The sequence below is a fragment of the Qipengyuania sp. 902 genome (assembly GCF_051195295.1).
In the GTDB taxonomy this organism is placed as follows: Bacteria; Pseudomonadota; Alphaproteobacteria; order Sphingomonadales; family Sphingomonadaceae; genus Qipengyuania.
Genome location: NZ_JBNJLJ010000002.1, coordinates 775,895 through 792,357, shown reverse-complemented (window position 1 = coordinate 792,357; position 16,463 = coordinate 775,895). Strand labels below are relative to the sequence as shown.

Sequence of the window (16,463 nt, the reverse complement as noted above, 5' to 3'; positions counted from 1 at the left end):
CGAATTACGCATTATCCCGCATCGCGCCATGCCTAAGCGCATGAAACAGCGTCAAACGCTCCACATCGTCGGCGGTTCCAGCCGCTCCCGCGCAGAGCAGGCCCATCTCGGCTATAGGCTCGGCCACCACTGCGAAGTCTACGCCAATGTCGGCGAACTAATTGAGCATGTGCCCGACAGCGGCATAATCCTCGCTTTCGACGATCCCGCTGAAGGCGGCGTAGCGCGCGTGCTGCGGGCGCTGTCGGTGATTGGCAAATGGCTGCCGGTCGTAGCGACCTCTTTCGATCCTAGGCCGACCTGCGTAGTCGAGGCGATCAAGGCGGGCGCGCTCGACTATTTGCGCCTGGCCTTGCAGGAGGAGCGCCTCGACAGCGCTATCGCACGCATCGGCGGCGAGGCCGATGCCTATGCGCAGGCGCGACGCAAAATGGTGGAGGCCCGCAACCGCATCGCCGCGCTGTCCCCTCGCGAGCGCGAAGTTCTCGACTGGCTGGCCGAAGGGTGCAGCAACAAGATGATCGCGCGCGAGTTGTCGATCAGCCCGCGTACGGTGGAAATTCATCGCGCCAACATGATGACCAAGCTGGGCGCCGAGCATCCTAGCCAGGCCGTGCGCTTGCGGCTAGAGGCGCAACTCGACCCGGGCGGTCAGATGGCGACCGGATAGTCGCTCGGGCCGTTTAGCGGCAGAAAGACCCGTTACCAAACTCCAGATGCAGGTGATCGCGGTGCGCGGCGTTGTAGTCCGGGCCGAGGACAGTGCCGAAGCGCTTGCAGGCGCTGGCATGGACCGTACGCAGGAACTCGCGCTCGCGCGGCGATGCGTGCCAGTCGTCCTTCACCGAAATACGGCGGCCATCGGCGAGGACGAAGCCCGAAACGTCGATCGCTTCCGCCCTTGCGTGGGCCGAGCGACGGCCCGTCCCGGCGACATTGCGGCAGGAGTAACTTCCGAAGGTCTCGATACGCGCCAGAGGACTGCCGAGGATCTGCCGCGCTGCCCGGTCGACGCCGAAGCGGGCCCAGCCGGCCAGCGTATTGGCCGCGGGGCAGGCGAGCGGGCCGAGATTGGTGATCGCGAAGGTGTTCTGGTCACCGCCGATCCCGTCGAGCTTCACCGTGTTGAGATTGCTGCAACCTGCGCCGAAGAAGCGGTCGGGGAGGGGCGCGAAGCTGGATCCGGTCTTGCCCAGCTCGGCATGGCACTGGCGCGCCTCCGGCCGGGGTTGGGCGATTGCAGGCACCGAGCTTTCAGTGCGTACATGCTTGGGCGCCTCGCGATCGGGAATAGCGCCGCATCCTGCCACCAACAGGAGGAGAGGAGAAAGAATGGCAGGTTGCGAACGCATGCCTGCGAGTATCGCCAAATATGGTTAACGTAAGGCTAACCCGTTCGCTTTCGGTCAGGCGGTGGTCGGCATCGGCTCGCGGTATGTTGCCTTGCTGACCAGCACGATCGCCAGCCACGCGGCGATGAAGCCGGGTACGATCTCGTACAGTCCGCCGTCGAAACCGGGCAGCTCCGAATTCCAGCCGAGCGCGATCCACGCCACGACGACAGCCGCGCCGGTGACAAGGCCCGCGAGGGCTCCGGCGCCGGTCATCCGGTCCCAAGTCAGCGACAGGATGATCAGCGGACCGAAGGCTGCCCCGAAGCCGGCCCAGGCATTGGACACGAGGCCGAGTACTTCGCTTTCGGGATCGCTCGCGATCAGGATCGCGGCAAGGGCCACCAGCGCGACGCAGATGCGGCCGACATTCACGCTCTCGCGCTCGCTGGCATTTTTGCGGAAAAACAGTTTGTAGAAATCCTCGGTCAGCGAGGACGAGGCCACTAGCAGTTGCGAGCTGATCGTCGACATGATCGCGGCGAGCAGTGCAGCCAGCAGGAAGCCGGTGATCAGCGGGTGGAACAGCAGGTTCGCCAGCACGATGAAGATCGTCTCCGGATTCTCGACCGCCAGCCCGTTGCGCTCCACATAGGCGCGGCCGGCGATACCGATGCCGATGGAGCCCAGCAGCGCGACGCCCATCCATGTCATGCCGATGTTGCGCGCGGTCTTCACCTTGTCGATGGTGTCGATCGCCATGAAGCGCACGATGATGTGCGGCTGGCCGAAATAGCCGAGCCCCCATGTCACCGCGCTGATGAAACCGAGCAGCGTGAGTCCTTGCGTCAGACTTAGGAAGCCTTCCACCGGCACATCGGACAGCGAGCCGCCGCCTTCGCCACCGGCGCCGAACATTACCACGATTGGCATCAGGACCAGCGCCACCACCATGATGCAGCCCTGTACGAAGTCGGTCAGGCTGACCGCAAGGAAGCCGCCGACCATGGTGTAGGCGAGAACGACCAGCGCGGTGATCCAGATGCCCATCATGTAATCGCTCATACCGACATCGGGCAGGATGCCTGCGAAACTCGTTTCGAACAACAGGCCCCCGCCGACGAGGCCGGCAGCGGTGTAGACCGAGAAGAACACGACGACGATCAGCGCACTCGCGACCCGCAGGGCGACGGCCTTGTCGGGGAACCGGTTGGCGAGGAATTCGGGGATCGTCAGCGCGTTGCCATAGCTTTCCGTCTGGGCGCGCAGGCGCGGCGCCACGACGACCCAGTTGACCAGCGCGCCGACGAACAGGCCGATGCCGATCCATGCCTCGACCAGCCCGCTGGCATAAAGTGCACCGGGCAGGCCGAGCAGCAGCCAACCGCTCATGTCCGAGGCACCGGCGGACAGCGCAGCGACCGCCGGCGGCAAATTGCGTCCGGCCAGCAGGTAGCCCTCGCTAGTGTCGGTCGAGCGCTTCCAGGCCCACAGGCCGATGGCGATCATGAGCACGAAATAGAGCGCGAGGCTGACGAGTGTTCCTGTTTCCATGCGGGCGCTGGTAACAAACGCAACCGGGATGGTCCACCGCCACTCCGAACCACGGTAGCGACGGGTTGCGCGGGCCACTTCGAGCGGGCAAGCGAAGCGGGTGAAGCTCGACATCTGGCACAATCTGGCGTGGTCGCGATACAAGGGCGCCGTCTTCACCGCGCTAGCGCGGCAGGGAGCCGATACGGCCGTCGATGTGCATGTTACCCAGATTGCGCTCACGGACAGCCGGCGGGCGGCCCTGTCGGACGTGGCGATGGAGCGGTTCGATTATCCGCACGAAGTGCTCTTTCGCGAGAGCTACGAAGAGATCTCCCGACTGACTTTGTATCGCCGCGTCCTGCGCAAAAGTTGGCGGAGCAAGGCGGATGTCACGATCATACCTGGGGTCGATCGGCCAGAATACTGGCTGCAGGCGCTGGTTCTTGCGATTCGTAGCCGCAACCGGGCCGTGTTCTTCGATTCCACTCGTTACGATCGTCCGCAAAGGCCGCTGCGGCGCTTGGCAAAGCGACTGTTTTTCAAGCTGGTGCCGTGGACGCTATCATACGGCGAGTTTTCGCGTGCTTATGCCATGTCGCTTGGCATCCGGGCGGAGCGTGCGCTGGTTCGGCCGCAGGCTGCCTATCTCCGAGCCGGGTACGACGCTCGCCATATACCGGCCCAGAGAAAGAAACATGAAGATCCGGGCAACCGCGTATTTCTCTACGTCGGTCGGCTCTCGCCGGAGAAAGGGATCGACACGCTGATCGACGCCTTTTCGCAATATCGGTCGGTCGATCCGCAGGCGCAATTGCGGATAGTAGGTTCGGGGCCGGAAGAGGCGGCGCTGAAGGCGCTCACCGCAGAGCGCGGCGTCGAGGGTTCGGTCGTCTTCCCCGGTGCGATGCAAGACGACGCCCTGCAGAAGGAATATCTTGGCGCGACGGCACTCGTCTTGCCCAGTCGCAGCGAGCCGTGGGGGCTGGTCGTGAACGAGGCTCTCCATCACGGCTGTCCGGTCATCGTGTCCGACCGATGCGGCTGCGTGCCGGAACTGGTGGCCGGATCGTCTTGCGGGATCGTGGTGCCGGCGGACGACGCAAGCGCGCTGGCAAAGGCCATGGCTGAAGCGGCGAATGCTTTTGCAGATCGGAGCGCGACCGCGCTTCGGTGCCCAGAGAAAGTCGCGCCCTATTCTCCCGGTGCCGCTGCATCAGCGATCCTGGTCGCGGCGCGAACGGTATCGGCGGACTGAACTTCGTTGGGGCGGTAAGGCGGCACAATTGCCAGATCGGCTCATTGAGAGGCTGAGAACATTCAACACAGGAGCTCGGCAGTGCAGAGGTTTGCAGGCAAGACAGTCATCGTAACGGGATCGTCCTCGGGCATCGGGGAGGGCATCGCGCGGCGCTTTGCCGAAGAGGGCGCGAATGTCGTCCTCAATTCGCGCAGCCGTGACGATCTGGAGAAAGTCGCGAAAGACCTGGACGGTGACCGCACTCTGATCGTCGAAGGCGACGTCGGGAAAAGCGATTTCGCCAAGGACATCGTCGGCAAGACCGTCGACCGCTTCGGTGGCCTCGACGTGCTGGTCAACAATGCCGGTGTGGGTGCCTTCGGCATGCTCGCCGATGCGAGCGATGAGGACATCGACAAGGTCATCGATATCAACGTGAAGGGCCTGCTCTATCTGTGTCGCGAGGCGATCCCGCACCTAGCGAAGAGCAAGGGTTCGATCGTGAATACTTCGAGCGTGTCGGGTACCGGCGGCGACTGGGTGCTGCCGATCTACAATGCCTCCAAGGGCGCCGTGACGAACCTTACGCGCGCGCTGGCGCTGCAGCTGGGCAAGCAGGGCATCCGCGTGAATGCGGTCTGCCCGTCCCTTACCCGGTCGGAAATGAGTTCGGGCATCATCGACAACGACAGCCTGATGGAAGCGTTCATGCGCCGCATTCCGCTCGGCAGGCCCGGAGAGCCCGAGGATGTCGCCGGGCCGGTGCTGTTCCTCGCCAGCGATGATGCGCGGTTCGTCACCGGGGTGAACCTTGCTGTCGATGGAGGCTTATCGGCCAGCAACGGGCAGCCCAACTTCATGGCATTTCAGGACGAGTGAGCGCTGGAGTCCTCGTCACGCTGGCGATGGCGCTGGCCTTTGCGGCGACGCATATCTTCGTCGGCGAACTGCGCTTCCTCGATCGCACCCCACGTAGCAAGTGGTTGAGCTTCGCGGGCGGCGTGGCGGTCGGTTATGTGTTCATGCATGTGTTGCCCGAATTGGGCGCGCATGCCGCGACATTCGAGATGGCGACCGGCTTCGACGCGACTCTGGCCGAGGGCTTGGTATATACTTTGTCGCTGGCCGGTCTGGCCCTGTTCTATGGTCTGGAACGGGCTCTGGCGGTGTCGACCGACGAGCGAAGAGCGACGGAAGGCCGCGACCGGCCGCACCACGGCGTGTTCTGGCTGCACATCGCCGCGTCTGCCCTGCTGATCTTGGTGATCACCTACTTGCTGTCGCATCGTGAAGACACATCGCCGCTCGGGCTGGTGCTCTATTTCGCTGCGATGCTGTTGCACTTCGTCACGGCCGATTTCGGCTCGCGCAGCGACCACCCCGAACTTTACGATGCGAAGGGGCGCTGGGTGCTGGTCGCCGCGACGCTCGGCGGCTGGGCACTGGGGCGGGTAATCGAACTGCCCGAGATCGCCATCGGCTGCCTGTTCGCTTTCCTGGCAGGTGGCGTGATGCTGCTGGTGCTGAAGGAAGAGCTACCGGAAAACCGGAAAAGCTTTTTCCTGCCATTTCTTGGCGGCGCAGTGCTCTACGCCGGTCTGGTCTTGGCCGAGACATACCATGTCTCGGCCTGAACCCTAGGCGTCAGCTCTGCGCGGCGCGCTTGGCGCGCTTGCGTTCGTGCGGATCGAGGATCGCCTTACGCAGGCGGATGCTCTCGGGCGTCACTTCGACCATCTCGTCATCGTCGATATAGGCGATGGCCTGTTCCAGCGTCATCACGCGCGGCGGAGTGAGGCGGATGGCATCGTCCTTGCCGGTCGAACGGAAGTTCGTCAGCTGCTTCGATTTCATCGGATTGACTTCGAGATCGTCGGGCTTGGCGTTCTCGCCGATCACCATGCCTTCGTAAATTTTCGCGCCGCCACGGATGAACAGCTCGCCGCGATCCTCGAGCGCGTTCAGAGCGTAGGGCACCGCTTCGCCCGGCACCATCGAGATCAGCACGCCGTTCTGGCGGCCTTCGATGGGGCCGCGATAGGTATCGTACTTCTCGAACAGGCGGTTCATGATGCCCGTGCCGCGCGTGTCGGACAGGAATTCACCGTGATAGCCGATCAGGCCGCGCGACGGGGCGGAAAAGGTGATGCGGGTCTTGCCCTGGCCCGAGGGGCGCATTTCGGTAAGCTCGGCCTTGCGGCGCTGCATCTTCTCGACGACCGTGCCCGAGTGCTCGTCGTCGACGTCGATGACGACGGTCTCGAACGGCTCCATGCGCTGGCCGTTCTCTTCGCGGAACAGCACACGCGGGCGGCTGATGCCGAGCTCGAAGCCTTCGCGGCGCATCGTTTCGATCAGCACGCCGAGCTGGAGTTCGCCGCGGCCGGCGACTTCGAAGCTGTCCTTGTCGTCGCTCTCGGTGATGCGGATCGCGACATTGGTTTCCGCTTCGCGGTAGAGACGGTCGCGGATCATGCGGCTAGTGACCTTGCTACCCTCGCGGCCTGCGAGCGGGCTGTCGTTGACCGAGAACTGCATTGCCAGCGTCGGCGGATCGATCGGCTGCGCTTCGATCGGCGTCTTCACGCTCGGATCGGCGATAGTGTTCGACACGGTGGCCTTTTCGAGACCGGCCAGCGCGATGATGTCGCCCGCAGACGCCGTTTCGACCGGAACGCGGTCGAGCCCGTCGAAGCTCATCAGCTTGGTCGCGCGACCGACCTCGATTACATTACCCTCGCTGTCGAGCGCATGGATCGGGTCGTTGATGTTGATCGTGCCGGACTGGACGCGGCCCGTGAGTACGCGGCCCATGAAATTGTCGCGGTCGAGCAGGGTGGCGAGGAAGCTGAAGGGCGCTTCGGTGTCGAGGCCGGGAGGCGGCACGTGGTCCACGATCAGCTTGAACAGCGGCTCCAGATTGCCGTCGCGCGCGGTTTCGTCCTCGCTGGCATAACCGTCGCGGCCCGAGGCCCACAGGCTCTGGAAATCGAGCTGGTCGTCGTTCGCATCGAGGCTGGCGAAGAGGTCGAATACTTCGTCCAGCACTTCCTGCGGGCGGGCGTCGCCGCGGTCGATCTTGTTGACGACCACGATCGGGCGCAGGCCGAGGCCCAGTGCCTTGCCGGTGACGAACTTGGTCTGCGGCATCGGGCCCTCGGCACTATCGACCAGCAGGATGACGCCGTCGACCATGGAAAGGATGCGCTCGACCTCGGCGCCGAAGTCGGCGTGTCCGGGCGTATCCACGATGTTGATGCGCGTGCCGTTCCATTCGACGCTGGTGCACTTCGCCAGGATCGTGATGCCACGTTCCTTTTCGAGATCGTTCGAATCCATCGCGCGCTCTTCGACGCGCTGGTTCTCGCGGAAGGTGCCGGACTGGCGGAAAAGTTGGTCGACAAGGGTGGTCTTGCCGTGGTCGACGTGGGCGATGATCGCCACGTTGCGCAGGTCGCGGGACATGGATGTATGCTTTCGTTTAGAATGCCGTAGCGGCAGGCGCGCCATGCGCCTGGCAATTCGGGCGCGCCCCTAGCGCAGATGCTGCAATGCGGCAAGCATATGCGGTGTAACGCGAAAGGCACAGTGGCGGAATCGCGTATGTTCGCGACCGGCTAAATGCTTGAGCTGGCGCGTGCATACGAATATTCGCCGCCTCGCTTGCGTGATTTTGGGAACTGCGCAGCAGACCAGAATACGTCTTGAGAGAAGAGGACAGTTCATGAAATTCACTACTTTCGGCCGCGTTGCGACCGTTCGTACCGCTCTGCTGGCCGGTGCCGCTGCGCTTGCCGTTCCGACCGCCGCGAGCGCCCAGGAAGTCGGCGACGACGCCGACATCGGCGAGGCCGAGCCCGAGACCGAAACCGGCAACGTCATCGTTGTTACCGCGACCAAGCGCCAGCAGACCTTGCAGGAAGTGCCCGTCGCCGTCAGCGTGACCACCGCCGAAACCATCGAGCGCGCGCAGATCCGCGACCTCAACGACCTGCAGACGCAGGTACCCTCGCTTCGCGTGAACCAGCTGCAGAGCTCGGCGAACACTAACTTCCTCATCCGCGGCTTCGGCAACGGGGCGAACAATGCCGGTATCGAACCCTCGGTCGGCGTCTTCGTCGACGGCGTGTATCGCAGCCGCACCGCCTCGCAGATCACCGACCTGCCTGACGTCCAGCGCGTCGAAGTGCTGCGCGGTCCGCAGTCGACCCTGTTCGGCAAGAACGCCAGCGCCGGCGTGATCTCGATCGTCACCAAGGAGCCGGAGTTCGAATTCGGCGGCTCGGCCGAGCTGAGCTACGGCAATTACGATGCGATAGTCGCGAAAGGCCTCGTCACCGGACCGATCACCGACAGCATCGCGTTCAGCCTTGCCGGCGGCCTCAACAAGCGCGACGGCTATCTCGAAGACCTCGCCACCGGCAACGACAGCAACGAGCGTGACCGCTGGTTCACCCGCGGCCAGCTGCTGTTCGACAATGGTGGCCCGTTCACCGCACGCTTCATCGGCGATTACGACAAGATCGACGAAATCTGCTGCGGCGTCGTGAACCTGCGCCGGAGCGATGCGAGCAACGCAATTCTCGCACTCGGTGGCCAGATCCCGAACCCGAACGATCCGTTCGCCGACGTGATCTACAACAATTTCGATTCCGCCAACGATATCGAAAACTGGGGCGTCTCGGGCGAACTGAACTACGAGATCGGCGATTTCACGCTGACCTCGATCACTGCCTACCGCGAATCCACCGCGATCACGGATCAGGATTCGGACTTCACCAGCGCCGACCTGATCGGCAGCAACTTCGCCAATGTCGGTCTCGAAACCTTCACGCAGGAACTGCGTGTGGCTGGCGAGATCGGCGATCGCGTGTCTTTCCTGCTCGGCGGCTTCTACTTCAATGAAGACATCGACCAGCAGAACGCACTGATCTACGGCGAGGATTTCCGCGAGTACGCCAATATCCTGATCGGCGGACCGGTCACGAGCCCGCCGAACGACTTCGCCGTGCAGCAGCTCGAGGCGACGCTTTCGGCGCTCAACGGCCAGGATTACACCGGTCGGTTCTTCGTTGCGGGTCAGGGCCTCAATGAAGCCTACACGCTCAGCAACGAAGCGCTGTCGATCTTCGGCCAGGTGGATTTCGAGATCCTCGACGGTCTCGTCCTGACGCTCGGCGCGAACTACACCGACGACAGCAAGGAAATCACCACCAATGTAATTTCGAGCGACGTGTTCTCGGGCATCGACCTCGTCCAGTCGGGCAATACGGCGATCTTCGCTCAGGCATTTGCAACCACACTCGCTAACTTTGGTATCGACGCCACAGACCCCGCGCAGGTGGGTGCATTCGCTGCGGCCAATCCCGAAGCATTCGCGCAGGTTCAGGCTGGCGCACAGGCCTTCGCCGATGCCAACCAGAACAACCCTGCGGTCAACCCGCTGCTGGCGCTGCAGCCGCTGCAGTTCCTGCCGCCGTTCCTCAATGTGCCGAACAGCGTGGAAGACGGCCAGACCGACGACAGCGACTGGAGCTACACCGCTCGCCTTGCCTACGACATCTCGCCGTTCCTGAACGTCTATGTGTCCTATGCGACCGGCTTCAAGGCGAGCTCGTTCAACCTGTCGCGCGACAGCCGTCCGCTGGCTGCCGACATCCCCGCTATCGTCGCGGGCGGCTTCGCTCCCGCGAACCTGCGTCCCGGCTCGCGCTTCGCGGGCCCGGAAGAAACCGAGGTCTACGAGCTCGGCTTCAAGGGCAACTGGGACATTCTCTCGGCGAACCTGACGTTCTTCAAACAGCGGATCGAGGGCTTCCAGACGAACCTGTTCACCGGCACCGGCTTCGCGCTGGCCAATGCCGGCCTGCAGGAGACCTTCGGGATCGAATTCGACAGCGTCGTGCGTGTGTCCGATTCCTTCAGCGTGCTGGCCGCCTTCACCTATCTCGAGCCCGAATATGTCGATTTCCCGAACAGTTCGATCGGCAACCTCTCGGGCCGCGCGGTCGGCGGCATCTCGGAATTCACGATGTCGTTGGGCGCGCAGTACGACAAGGAACTGAACGCCAATGGCGACCGGCTTATCCTGAACACGAACTTCTATCACGAAGCTCCGGTTCAGATCGCCGACGGCCTGCCGGGCTTCTTCGACCCGCGAAATCCGGCATCACAGGCTGCGGCCTTTGCCGCCGCCGCTCCGTTCCGCCGCCAGGTCGACGAGCTTTCGGCGAGTGCTACCTACTCGTTCGGCTTCGGTCTCGACCTGACCGTATGGGGCCGCAACCTGCTCGACGATCGCTACATCACGACGATCTTCGACTCGGTCGCACAGACGGGCTCGATCTCGGGCTACCCGAACCAGCCGCGCACCTACGGCGTGGCCGCGAAGTTCAAATTCTGATCGAAGCGATCAGCATCGGATGCGGGGAAGGGGGCTTTCGGGCCCCCTTTTTCTTTGTTTGTGTCAAAGCGCCCTCAATGCCTGCGCGGGTTTCGCTCGCAGCAAGGGGAGCGACGCTCCGAGGGCGAAAGCCAGCACGATGCCGAGGCCAAGGCCAAGGACCGCCATGACCTCGCCCCAGTCGGGCAGCCAGTCGAATTCGAACAGCTGCGTGACAACCAGCCAGCCTGCGAAGCTGCCGACAGCGAGTGCGACGATGGCGAGGGCTCCTGCCAGGGCGACATATTCAATCAGCTGCATGACAAGGATTTGGCGGCGATCCGCACCGAGGACACGCATGACCACGGTATCGTAAGTTCGCGCCGCGCGGGCGGCGGCAATCGCGCCGAGCAGGACGGCAAGGCCCGCGAGCACCGCGACGCTGGCGGCAGCGAGCGTGGCGAGACCTACTTGCTCGAGAATCGTGCGCGCCTGTCCGAGCACTCCGCCCACTTCGATCACCGACGCAGAGGGAAAGCTGGCGATCAATGCCTGCAACAGCGGCCCGGTCGGTTTGCCTTCGGACAATTCGATGGTCGCGGCCAGATTGTGCGGCACATCGGCCAGCGCATTGGGGCTGAGCACGAAGACGTAATTGAACCCCATGCTTTCCCAGTCGATCCGCCGCAAATTGGAAATCCGTGCCTGTTTCTCTACGCCCAGCACGCCGAACGTCAGCATGTCGCCGATCTCGAGGCCGGCGGCCTCGGCAAACTCCTCATCGACCGAAACGAGAGGTTCGCCCTGGTACATCGGTCCCCACCATTCCCCTGACGTGATGCTGTTGCCCTCGGGCACGGTGTCGGCATAGGTCAGGCCACGCTCGCCGCGCAGGGCCCATGCACCGTCGGGAATTTCCTCGAGCTCCGAGGTGCGGGTCATTGCGCCTTCCGGGCCGAAAGCGAGCACCGAGCCTCGCAGGGCGGGCACGGTGCGCCAGTCGGCCTGCGGATCGGCGTCCTCGACCAGGGTTTCGAAGTCGTCGATCCGGTCGCGGGGGATGTCGAGCACGAAATAGTCGGGTGCCTGCTGGGGCACGCGGCTTTCGATATTGCCGTCGATGGCGGATTGCACCGCGGCGAGGAGGACGAAGGCCGACAAGCCGAAGCCGAGCGCCGTCACCAATGCTCCGGTCGAGCTTCCGGGACGGTGCAGATTGGCGAGCGCATTGCGCGCGATGGGGTCCTTCGGGCGCGGCAAAGCGGCGGCGAGTTTGCGGATGCCCCAGCCCAGCAAGGCCAGCAGGCCGAGCAGCACGGCGGCACCTGCAAGAAAACCGCCGGACAGCAGCGGTTGCTCCGCCGTCGACAGCGCCAGCGCCACGATGGCCGCCAGTCCCCCGCCGACCACCAGCAAGGCGACGCGGTCTCGCGCGAGCGGTGCCACCCGGGCGCGCATGAGCGCCATCGCCGGAAAATTGCGTGCTCGCAGCAGCGGCGGCGCAGCAAAAACCAGCGCGACGAGCAGGCCATAGGCCAGCGCCAGCAACAGCGGGCCGGGCGCGACGACGAAGCCGGTCGACACGGGCAGCAGCCCTTCCAGCGCCGTCGCGAGCAACGGCACGATTGCGATTCCGGCGACGATCCCGGCTATGCTACCCACCACAGCAGCTGCAGCGATCTGCAGTGCATATATTCGGGCAATATCGCGGCTCGTCGCGCCGAGGATTTTGAGCGTCGCAATCCCCTGCCGCCGCGCGTCGAGATAGCTGGTCACCCCTCCGCCGATACCGATCCCTGCAATTACAAGGGCGGCAAGGCCGACCAACGTCAGGAATTCGCTCATACGGTCGATAAAGCGATCTGTGCCGGGCGCGGCGCGATCGGCGGTGTCGATATCGAAGCCGGCCTCTGGGAAGCGCTCTTCGATGTCTTCGCGCACATCTTCGGCATCTTGCAAGCTATCGAAACGCACGCGCGTCTTTGTTTCGTACATAGAGCCGGGCGCGATCAGGCCGGCGCGCTGCGGCAGGTCGTCGGCCACGATGATCGTCGGGCCGAGCTGGAAGCCTTCGCCCAGCCGGTCGGGTTCGTCGGCGATCAACCCGCCGACCGTGACCGTTTCCGTGCCGATTGCGATCGTCTCTCCGACGGAAACGCCCAGCCGTTCGGCCGCTCCGGGGGAGAGCCAGGCTTCGCTTGCGTCCGGTTGCCCGACCGAGCGACCGTCTTCCAGCACAAGCTCGCCATAAAGCGGATAGGCGCCGTCGATGGCCTTGAGTTCGATCGGCGCGGCCTGCTCGCCATAGCGGGCCATCGCCTGCATGCGCGTGCCTGCCGAGACGGTGCCGTATTCGGCAAGCGCGGCGCTCTCTTCCTCGTTGAGGCCGCGCTGCCACAGTTCGATCTGCAAGTCCCCGCCGAGGAACTGGCGGCCATTGGCCGCCAGTTCTCGCTCGATCGCAGCGGTCAGCGTGCCGATGGCTGCGAGCGCTCCGGTGCCGAGGAACAGGCACACGAGCAGCAGGCGGAGACCACGAAAACGCGCGTTGAGGTCGCGCCGCGCAATGCGCCACGCCGTCGACCAGTTCATCGCCTGTTTGCTTGTCCGCACGTCGCTCATGCGGCGGTGTCGGTAGCGATGCGGCCGTCTCTGAGCGTCAGCACGCGGGCGCAATGCTCGGCCAGTTCGGGATCGTGCGTGATGACGAGCAGGGTCGCGCCGGTTTCCGCGCGGCGGGCGAACAGCAAATCGACGATCTCGTGGCCGGTGGCGGCATCGAGATTGCCCGTTGGCTCGTCGGCGAAAATCAGGTCGGGGCGTGGCGCGATGGCGCGGGCGATGGCCACACGTTGCTGCTCTCCCCCCGAAAGCTGGGACGGGTAGTGGTCGAGCCGGTGGCCGAGGCCGACTGCCTCCAGCTCTGCACGCGCGCGGTCCTGCGCGTCGGCCTCTCCCGCCAGCTCCATCGGCGTGGCAACGTTCTCCAGCGCGGTCATCGTCGGCAGCAGGTGGAACGCCTGCAACACGATGCCGATGGCGCCGCGGCGCGCATGGGCGAGAGCGTCCTCGTCCATCGAGGCGAAGTCTTGCCCGGCGACTTCGAGCGTGCCACCGCTGGCGCGTTCCAGGCCGGACAGCACCGCCATCAACGAGCTCTTGCCCGAACCCGACGGGCCGAGCAGGGCCACCGTCTCTCCCTTGGCGATATCGAGATCGATCCCGCGCAGGATTTCGACCGGTGCGGCGTCGCTACCGAGAGTGAGGGACAGGTTGCGGGCTGAAATAGCGGCTTGAGATGTCGTCACGGCGCTGCGATGGCATGGGGTGACCGGTTGCACAAGGAAACTCGCCGATGCGGCTTTATCATTTGTCGATTGCCATTCTCGCCGCAGCGCTGGCCGCCTGTGGCACCGAAACCGCGGAAGCGCCCGCGCCGCAAGCGAGCGATACACCCTCCGTGGCGCGTCCGGACGTCGCCGTTGAGGGACCGGAGCGGCGCATCCTGGCCTTCGGCGACAGCCTTTTCGCCGGCTATGGCGTGGGCGAGGAGAACAGTTATCCAGCGCTGCTGGAAGACGCGTTGCGGGAGCAGGGCATCAACGCGCGGATCGCCAATGCGGGCGTGTCGGGCGATACCAGCCAGGCGGGGGCGCAGCGGCTGGCCTTCACACTCGACGCGCAGGCCGAAAAGCCCGATCTCGTCATCCTCGAACTGGGCGGCAACGACATGCTGCGCGGCGTCTCGCCGGACCAGACGCGGGCGAGCTTCGAAGCGATGCTGGGCGAACTGCGCCAGCGCGATATCCCGGTGCTGTTGATGGGGATGCGCGCGCCGCCGAATTACGGGCCCGAGTACCAGACGCAATTCGACAGGCTCTACGCCGAACTGGCCAGCGAATACGATGCAGAGCTCATCCCGTTCTGGCTGGAGGCGATCTACCAGGATCCGAGCCTGTTCCAGTCCGACCGCATCCATCCCACGGTCGAGGGGATCGAGGCTCTGGTCGCGGACACGGCGGATGAAGTCGCGGCGGCGCTACCTCCGGTGAACTAGAGCCGCTGGGCCTCACCGTTTTCGATCCGCCACGTTGCCGCTTCGCTCAGGATGGTGTCGAAAGGGGAAGGCTCGGTTCCGGTGATCCAGACCTGCGCGCCGCTGCCGCGCAGCTGGTCGAACAGCGCGGCGCGGCGGACGGGATCGAGATGGGCAGCGACCTCGTCGAGCAGCAGGATACCGGCGCGACCCTGCGCCGCGAGGCCGGCGTGAGCGAGCGTGATCGCCACCAGCATGGCCTTCTGCTCGCCGGTCGAACTTTGCGCCGCGGGAACGCGCTTCGCGGCGTGAATCACCTCCAGCTCGTCGCGATGGGGACCGGATAGCGTTCGCTGCGCGAGGCGATCCTTGCTACGTCCTTCGTAGAGGGCCTGCGACAGGCCGTCCGGACTGTCCGGCGCGCCCGGCGCATAGGTGATGGCCGGCCGGGCGAAAGGCTCCGCAGGCATGGCAGCAAGACGCGCCATGAGGGTCTCGATCAGGCGCGCGCGGCCCGTCATCAGCGCGCCGCCATGCTGGACCATCTGCGCCTCGATCGCATCGAGCCAACCGCTCTCCGGATCGCGCCGGTCGGACAGGAGCCGATTGCGTTCGCGCAGCGCCGCTTCGTAGCGCGCGGCGTGGGTAGCATGCGCCGGGTCCAGCGCAAGCGCCATGCGGTCGAGGAAGCGGCGACGGTCGGCGGCAGGCCCGGTGAACAGCCCGTCCATCGCCGGCGTGAGCCAGGTGATTGCAAGCCATTCCCCGAGCGCGGTGGCGTTCGCGTCAGAGCCATTGATCCTGACCCGTCGCCGCCCCGGGTGGGCGTTCTCGCAATAGGTGCCCAGACGGACGGCCTCGCCGTCCTGCCGCAGGTCCGCCGCGACGGTAAATCCCGCCTGGCTCCCGGCGCGCACGATGTCCGCCAATGCGGCGCGGCGCAGGCCACGGCCCGGCGATAGGAGCGACAATGCCTCGAGCACATTGGTCTTGCCCGCCCCGTTCTCCCCCACCAGCAGGTTGAAGCGCGCCGTGCCCGAAAGCTCGGTCGCGGCGTGGTTGCGGAAGTCGGAAAGGGCAATTCGATCGAGCGCCATGGTCGGCTGCGGCGATAGCGCGCGGAGCGCCATGCCGCCACTTGAAACCCGACTCCAAAAAGTGGTGAAATTTCCCAACCTTTCGGATCGATGAACGGCGCTTGAGCGCTCGGTTCAGTTGAGAATGGCTGAAACCTGCGGTTTTTCGAGTTTGGCACGCCTCCTGCAATGCATTGGTCAACCCGGATGGTCCGGGGGATACAACAGACCAAGGTTCAAGGAGACCACCAAATGTCCGCTTTCGATTATGCCAGCAACCGCGCTCTCGCCGCCGTTTTCGCTCTCGCCGTCTCGGCCGTCAGCATGGCGATGGCCATCGTCCCTGCAAGCCCCGCCGTCTTCGTCGCCTGACGCAAGCCGCACCTCAGATCACAAGGAAGGAAATCATGTTCGACTCTGAAAACTCCAGCAAGCTCTTCGCAGCTGCTTTCTCGCTGGCCCTCTCGGCGGTCTTCTTCGCCACGGCCATCATCCCCGCCTCGCCCAATGGACTGATCGCATGAACGACCTGAAATTTCGCGACACCGACCACGCCGTCCGCCCCGCCAAGAGCTTTTCGCTCGACCGCAGCAACGGCAAGCTGATGGGCGTATGCTCCGGCATCGCTGACTACTTCGGCATCGACGCACTCTGGGTCCGCCTGGGCTTCGTCGCAGGAACGTTGCTGGGTTTCGGCAGCTTCATCCTGATCTACCTTGCGATCGCGCTGATCGCGGATTGAGCACGGCCCCCGCGCCGACCGACCCGGTTTTCGTGTCGGCCGTGCCTTCAATTTCGAGAAAACCGGGAGGGGCCGTCAGGCCCCTCTTGTGATTCCAGCCCCCAAGAGATTCTGGCGGCGGTG

The 16,463-nt window shown here is 64.5% G+C and carries 15 protein-coding genes; 9 read left to right on the top strand and 6 right to left on the bottom strand.

The genetic code is table 11. The features are described from left to right. Nucleotides 1–40 precede the first annotated feature (40 nt). Entirely contained in the window at nucleotides 41–670 is a 630-nt protein-coding gene (locus ACSH0F_RS09025) for a response regulator transcription factor (protein ID WP_435201970.1), read from the top strand. Nucleotides 671–683: 13 nt separating this feature from the next. Here ACSH0F_RS09025 and ACSH0F_RS09020 read toward each other — a convergent pair whose 3' ends face one another. Both ACSH0F_RS09020 and putP read right to left on the bottom strand, forming a co-directional pair. Then, the gene (locus ACSH0F_RS09020) at nucleotides 684–1,352 is read right to left on the bottom strand and encodes an extensin-like domain-containing protein (protein ID WP_435201968.1); all 669 of its coding nucleotides are present in this window, start codon (nucleotides 1,350–1,352) and stop codon (nucleotides 684–686) included. A gap of 54 nt (nucleotides 1,353–1,406) precedes the next feature. Then, complete coding sequence (gene putP, locus ACSH0F_RS09015) at nucleotides 1,407–2,885, bottom strand: sodium/proline symporter PutP (RefSeq protein WP_435201966.1); 1,479 nt, start codon at nucleotides 2,883–2,885, stop codon at nucleotides 1,407–1,409. Between the two features lie 100 nt (nucleotides 2,886–2,985). Between putP and ACSH0F_RS09010 the strand changes: the two genes are divergently transcribed. The 3 genes from ACSH0F_RS09010 (at nucleotide 2,986) to ACSH0F_RS09000 (ending at nucleotide 5,738) form a co-directional block, all read left to right on the top strand. Further along, nucleotides 2,986–4,122, top strand: coding sequence for a glycosyltransferase (locus tag ACSH0F_RS09010; RefSeq protein ID WP_435201964.1), 1,137 nt, complete (start codon nucleotides 2,986–2,988; stop codon nucleotides 4,120–4,122). A gap of 81 nt (nucleotides 4,123–4,203) precedes the next feature. Next, entirely contained in the window at nucleotides 4,204–4,983 is a 780-nt protein-coding gene (locus ACSH0F_RS09005; RefSeq protein WP_435201962.1) for an SDR family NAD(P)-dependent oxidoreductase, read from the top strand. Then, nucleotides 4,980–5,738 (top strand): hypothetical protein, encoded by a 759-nt coding sequence (locus tag ACSH0F_RS09000; protein ID WP_435201960.1) that lies wholly within the window; start codon nucleotides 4,980–4,982, stop codon nucleotides 5,736–5,738. Before ACSH0F_RS09005 ends, ACSH0F_RS09000 begins: the two co-directional genes overlap by 4 nt. A 10-nt stretch (nucleotides 5,739–5,748) precedes the next feature. Here the strand turns inward: ACSH0F_RS09000 and typA are convergent, their stop codons facing one another. Next, nucleotides 5,749–7,569, bottom strand: coding sequence for a translational GTPase TypA (typA, locus tag ACSH0F_RS08995; protein ID WP_435201958.1), 1,821 nt, complete (start codon nucleotides 7,567–7,569; stop codon nucleotides 5,749–5,751). 259 nt (nucleotides 7,570–7,828) lie between these two features. Here typA and ACSH0F_RS08990 point away from each other — a divergent pair, with 259 nt between their 5' ends. Next, a complete protein-coding gene (locus tag ACSH0F_RS08990; protein WP_435201956.1) occupies nucleotides 7,829–10,507 on the top strand; it encodes a TonB-dependent receptor in 2,679 nt (892 codons plus the stop codon). A 63-nt stretch (nucleotides 10,508–10,570) separates the two neighbouring features. On the opposite strand, the gene ACSH0F_RS08985 is transcribed toward ACSH0F_RS08990, so the two are convergent. Both ACSH0F_RS08985 and ACSH0F_RS08980 read right to left on the bottom strand, forming a co-directional pair. Continuing rightward, the gene (locus ACSH0F_RS08985) at nucleotides 10,571–13,108 is read right to left on the bottom strand and encodes an ABC transporter permease (protein WP_435201954.1); all 2,538 of its coding nucleotides are present in this window, start codon (nucleotides 13,106–13,108) and stop codon (nucleotides 10,571–10,573) included. Next, on the bottom strand, nucleotides 13,105–13,794 hold the full coding sequence (locus tag ACSH0F_RS08980) for an ABC transporter ATP-binding protein (RefSeq protein ID WP_435201952.1): 690 nt from the start codon (nucleotides 13,792–13,794) through the stop codon (nucleotides 13,105–13,107). The genes ACSH0F_RS08985 and ACSH0F_RS08980 overlap by 4 nt, the downstream gene beginning before the upstream one ends. Nucleotides 13,795–13,841: 47 nt before the next feature. Between ACSH0F_RS08980 and ACSH0F_RS08975 the strand changes: the two genes are divergently transcribed. Continuing rightward, nucleotides 13,842–14,543: an arylesterase gene (locus tag ACSH0F_RS08975; protein ID WP_435201950.1), complete on the top strand. Its 702-nt coding sequence runs from the start codon at nucleotides 13,842–13,844 to the stop codon at nucleotides 14,541–14,543. On the opposite strand, the gene recF is transcribed toward ACSH0F_RS08975, so the two are convergent. Next, nucleotides 14,540–15,619 (bottom strand): DNA replication/repair protein RecF, encoded by a 1,080-nt coding sequence (gene recF, locus ACSH0F_RS08970; protein WP_435202206.1) that lies wholly within the window; start codon nucleotides 15,617–15,619, stop codon nucleotides 14,540–14,542. The genes ACSH0F_RS08975 and recF overlap by 4 nt on opposite strands. Before the next feature lie 231 nt (nucleotides 15,620–15,850). Between recF and ACSH0F_RS08965 the strand changes: the two genes are divergently transcribed. From ACSH0F_RS08965 to ACSH0F_RS08955, 3 genes are read left to right on the top strand one after another with little or no spacing between them, the layout of a single operon-like run. After that, nucleotides 15,851–15,970 carry a recombination protein F gene (locus ACSH0F_RS08965; protein ID WP_278328117.1) on the top strand — a complete coding sequence of 40 codons (120 nt, stop codon included), beginning with the start codon at nucleotides 15,851–15,853 and terminating at the stop codon, nucleotides 15,968–15,970. A gap of 35 nt (nucleotides 15,971–16,005) precedes the next feature. Continuing rightward, nucleotides 16,006–16,122, top strand: a complete 117-nt coding sequence (locus ACSH0F_RS08960; protein ID WP_435201948.1) for a recombination protein F — start codon at nucleotides 16,006–16,008, stop codon at nucleotides 16,120–16,122. Continuing rightward, complete coding sequence (locus ACSH0F_RS08955; protein WP_435201946.1) at nucleotides 16,119–16,340, top strand: PspC domain-containing protein; 222 nt, start codon at nucleotides 16,119–16,121, stop codon at nucleotides 16,338–16,340. The genes ACSH0F_RS08960 and ACSH0F_RS08955 overlap by 4 nt, the downstream gene beginning before the upstream one ends. The last annotated feature ends 123 nt before the right edge of the window (nucleotides 16,341–16,463 follow it).

Excerpts from the sequence above, each read along its gene's own strand:
- ACSH0F_RS09025 (WP_435201970.1), top strand. The coding sequence starts at position 41 with ATGAAACAGCGTCAAACGCTCCACATCGTCGGCGGTTCCAGCCGCTCC.
- ACSH0F_RS09020 (WP_435201968.1), bottom strand. The coding sequence starts at position 1,352 with ATGCGTTCGCAACCTGCCATTCTTTCTCCTCTCCTCCTGTTGGTGGCA.
- putP (WP_435201966.1), bottom strand. The coding sequence starts at position 2,885 with ATGGAAACAGGAACACTCGTCAGCCTCGCGCTCTATTTCGTGCTCATG.
- typA (WP_435201958.1), bottom strand. The coding sequence starts at position 7,569 with ATGTCCCGCGACCTGCGCAACGTGGCGATCATCGCCCACGTCGACCAC.
- ACSH0F_RS08990 (WP_435201956.1), top strand. The coding sequence starts at position 7,829 with ATGAAATTCACTACTTTCGGCCGCGTTGCGACCGTTCGTACCGCTCTG.
- ACSH0F_RS08985 (WP_435201954.1), bottom strand. The coding sequence starts at position 13,108 with ATGAGCGACGTGCGGACAAGCAAACAGGCGATGAACTGGTCGACGGCG.
- ACSH0F_RS08975 (WP_435201950.1), top strand. The coding sequence starts at position 13,842 with ATGCGGCTTTATCATTTGTCGATTGCCATTCTCGCCGCAGCGCTGGCC.
- recF (WP_435202206.1), bottom strand. The coding sequence starts at position 15,619 with ATGGCGCTCGATCGAATTGCCCTTTCCGACTTCCGCAACCACGCCGCG.
- ACSH0F_RS08965 (WP_278328117.1), top strand. The coding sequence starts at position 15,851 with ATGTCCGCTTTCGATTATGCCAGCAACCGCGCTCTCGCCGCCGTTTTC.
- ACSH0F_RS08960 (WP_435201948.1), top strand. The coding sequence starts at position 16,006 with ATGTTCGACTCTGAAAACTCCAGCAAGCTCTTCGCAGCTGCTTTCTCG.
- ACSH0F_RS08955 (WP_435201946.1), top strand. The coding sequence starts at position 16,119 with ATGAACGACCTGAAATTTCGCGACACCGACCACGCCGTCCGCCCCGCC.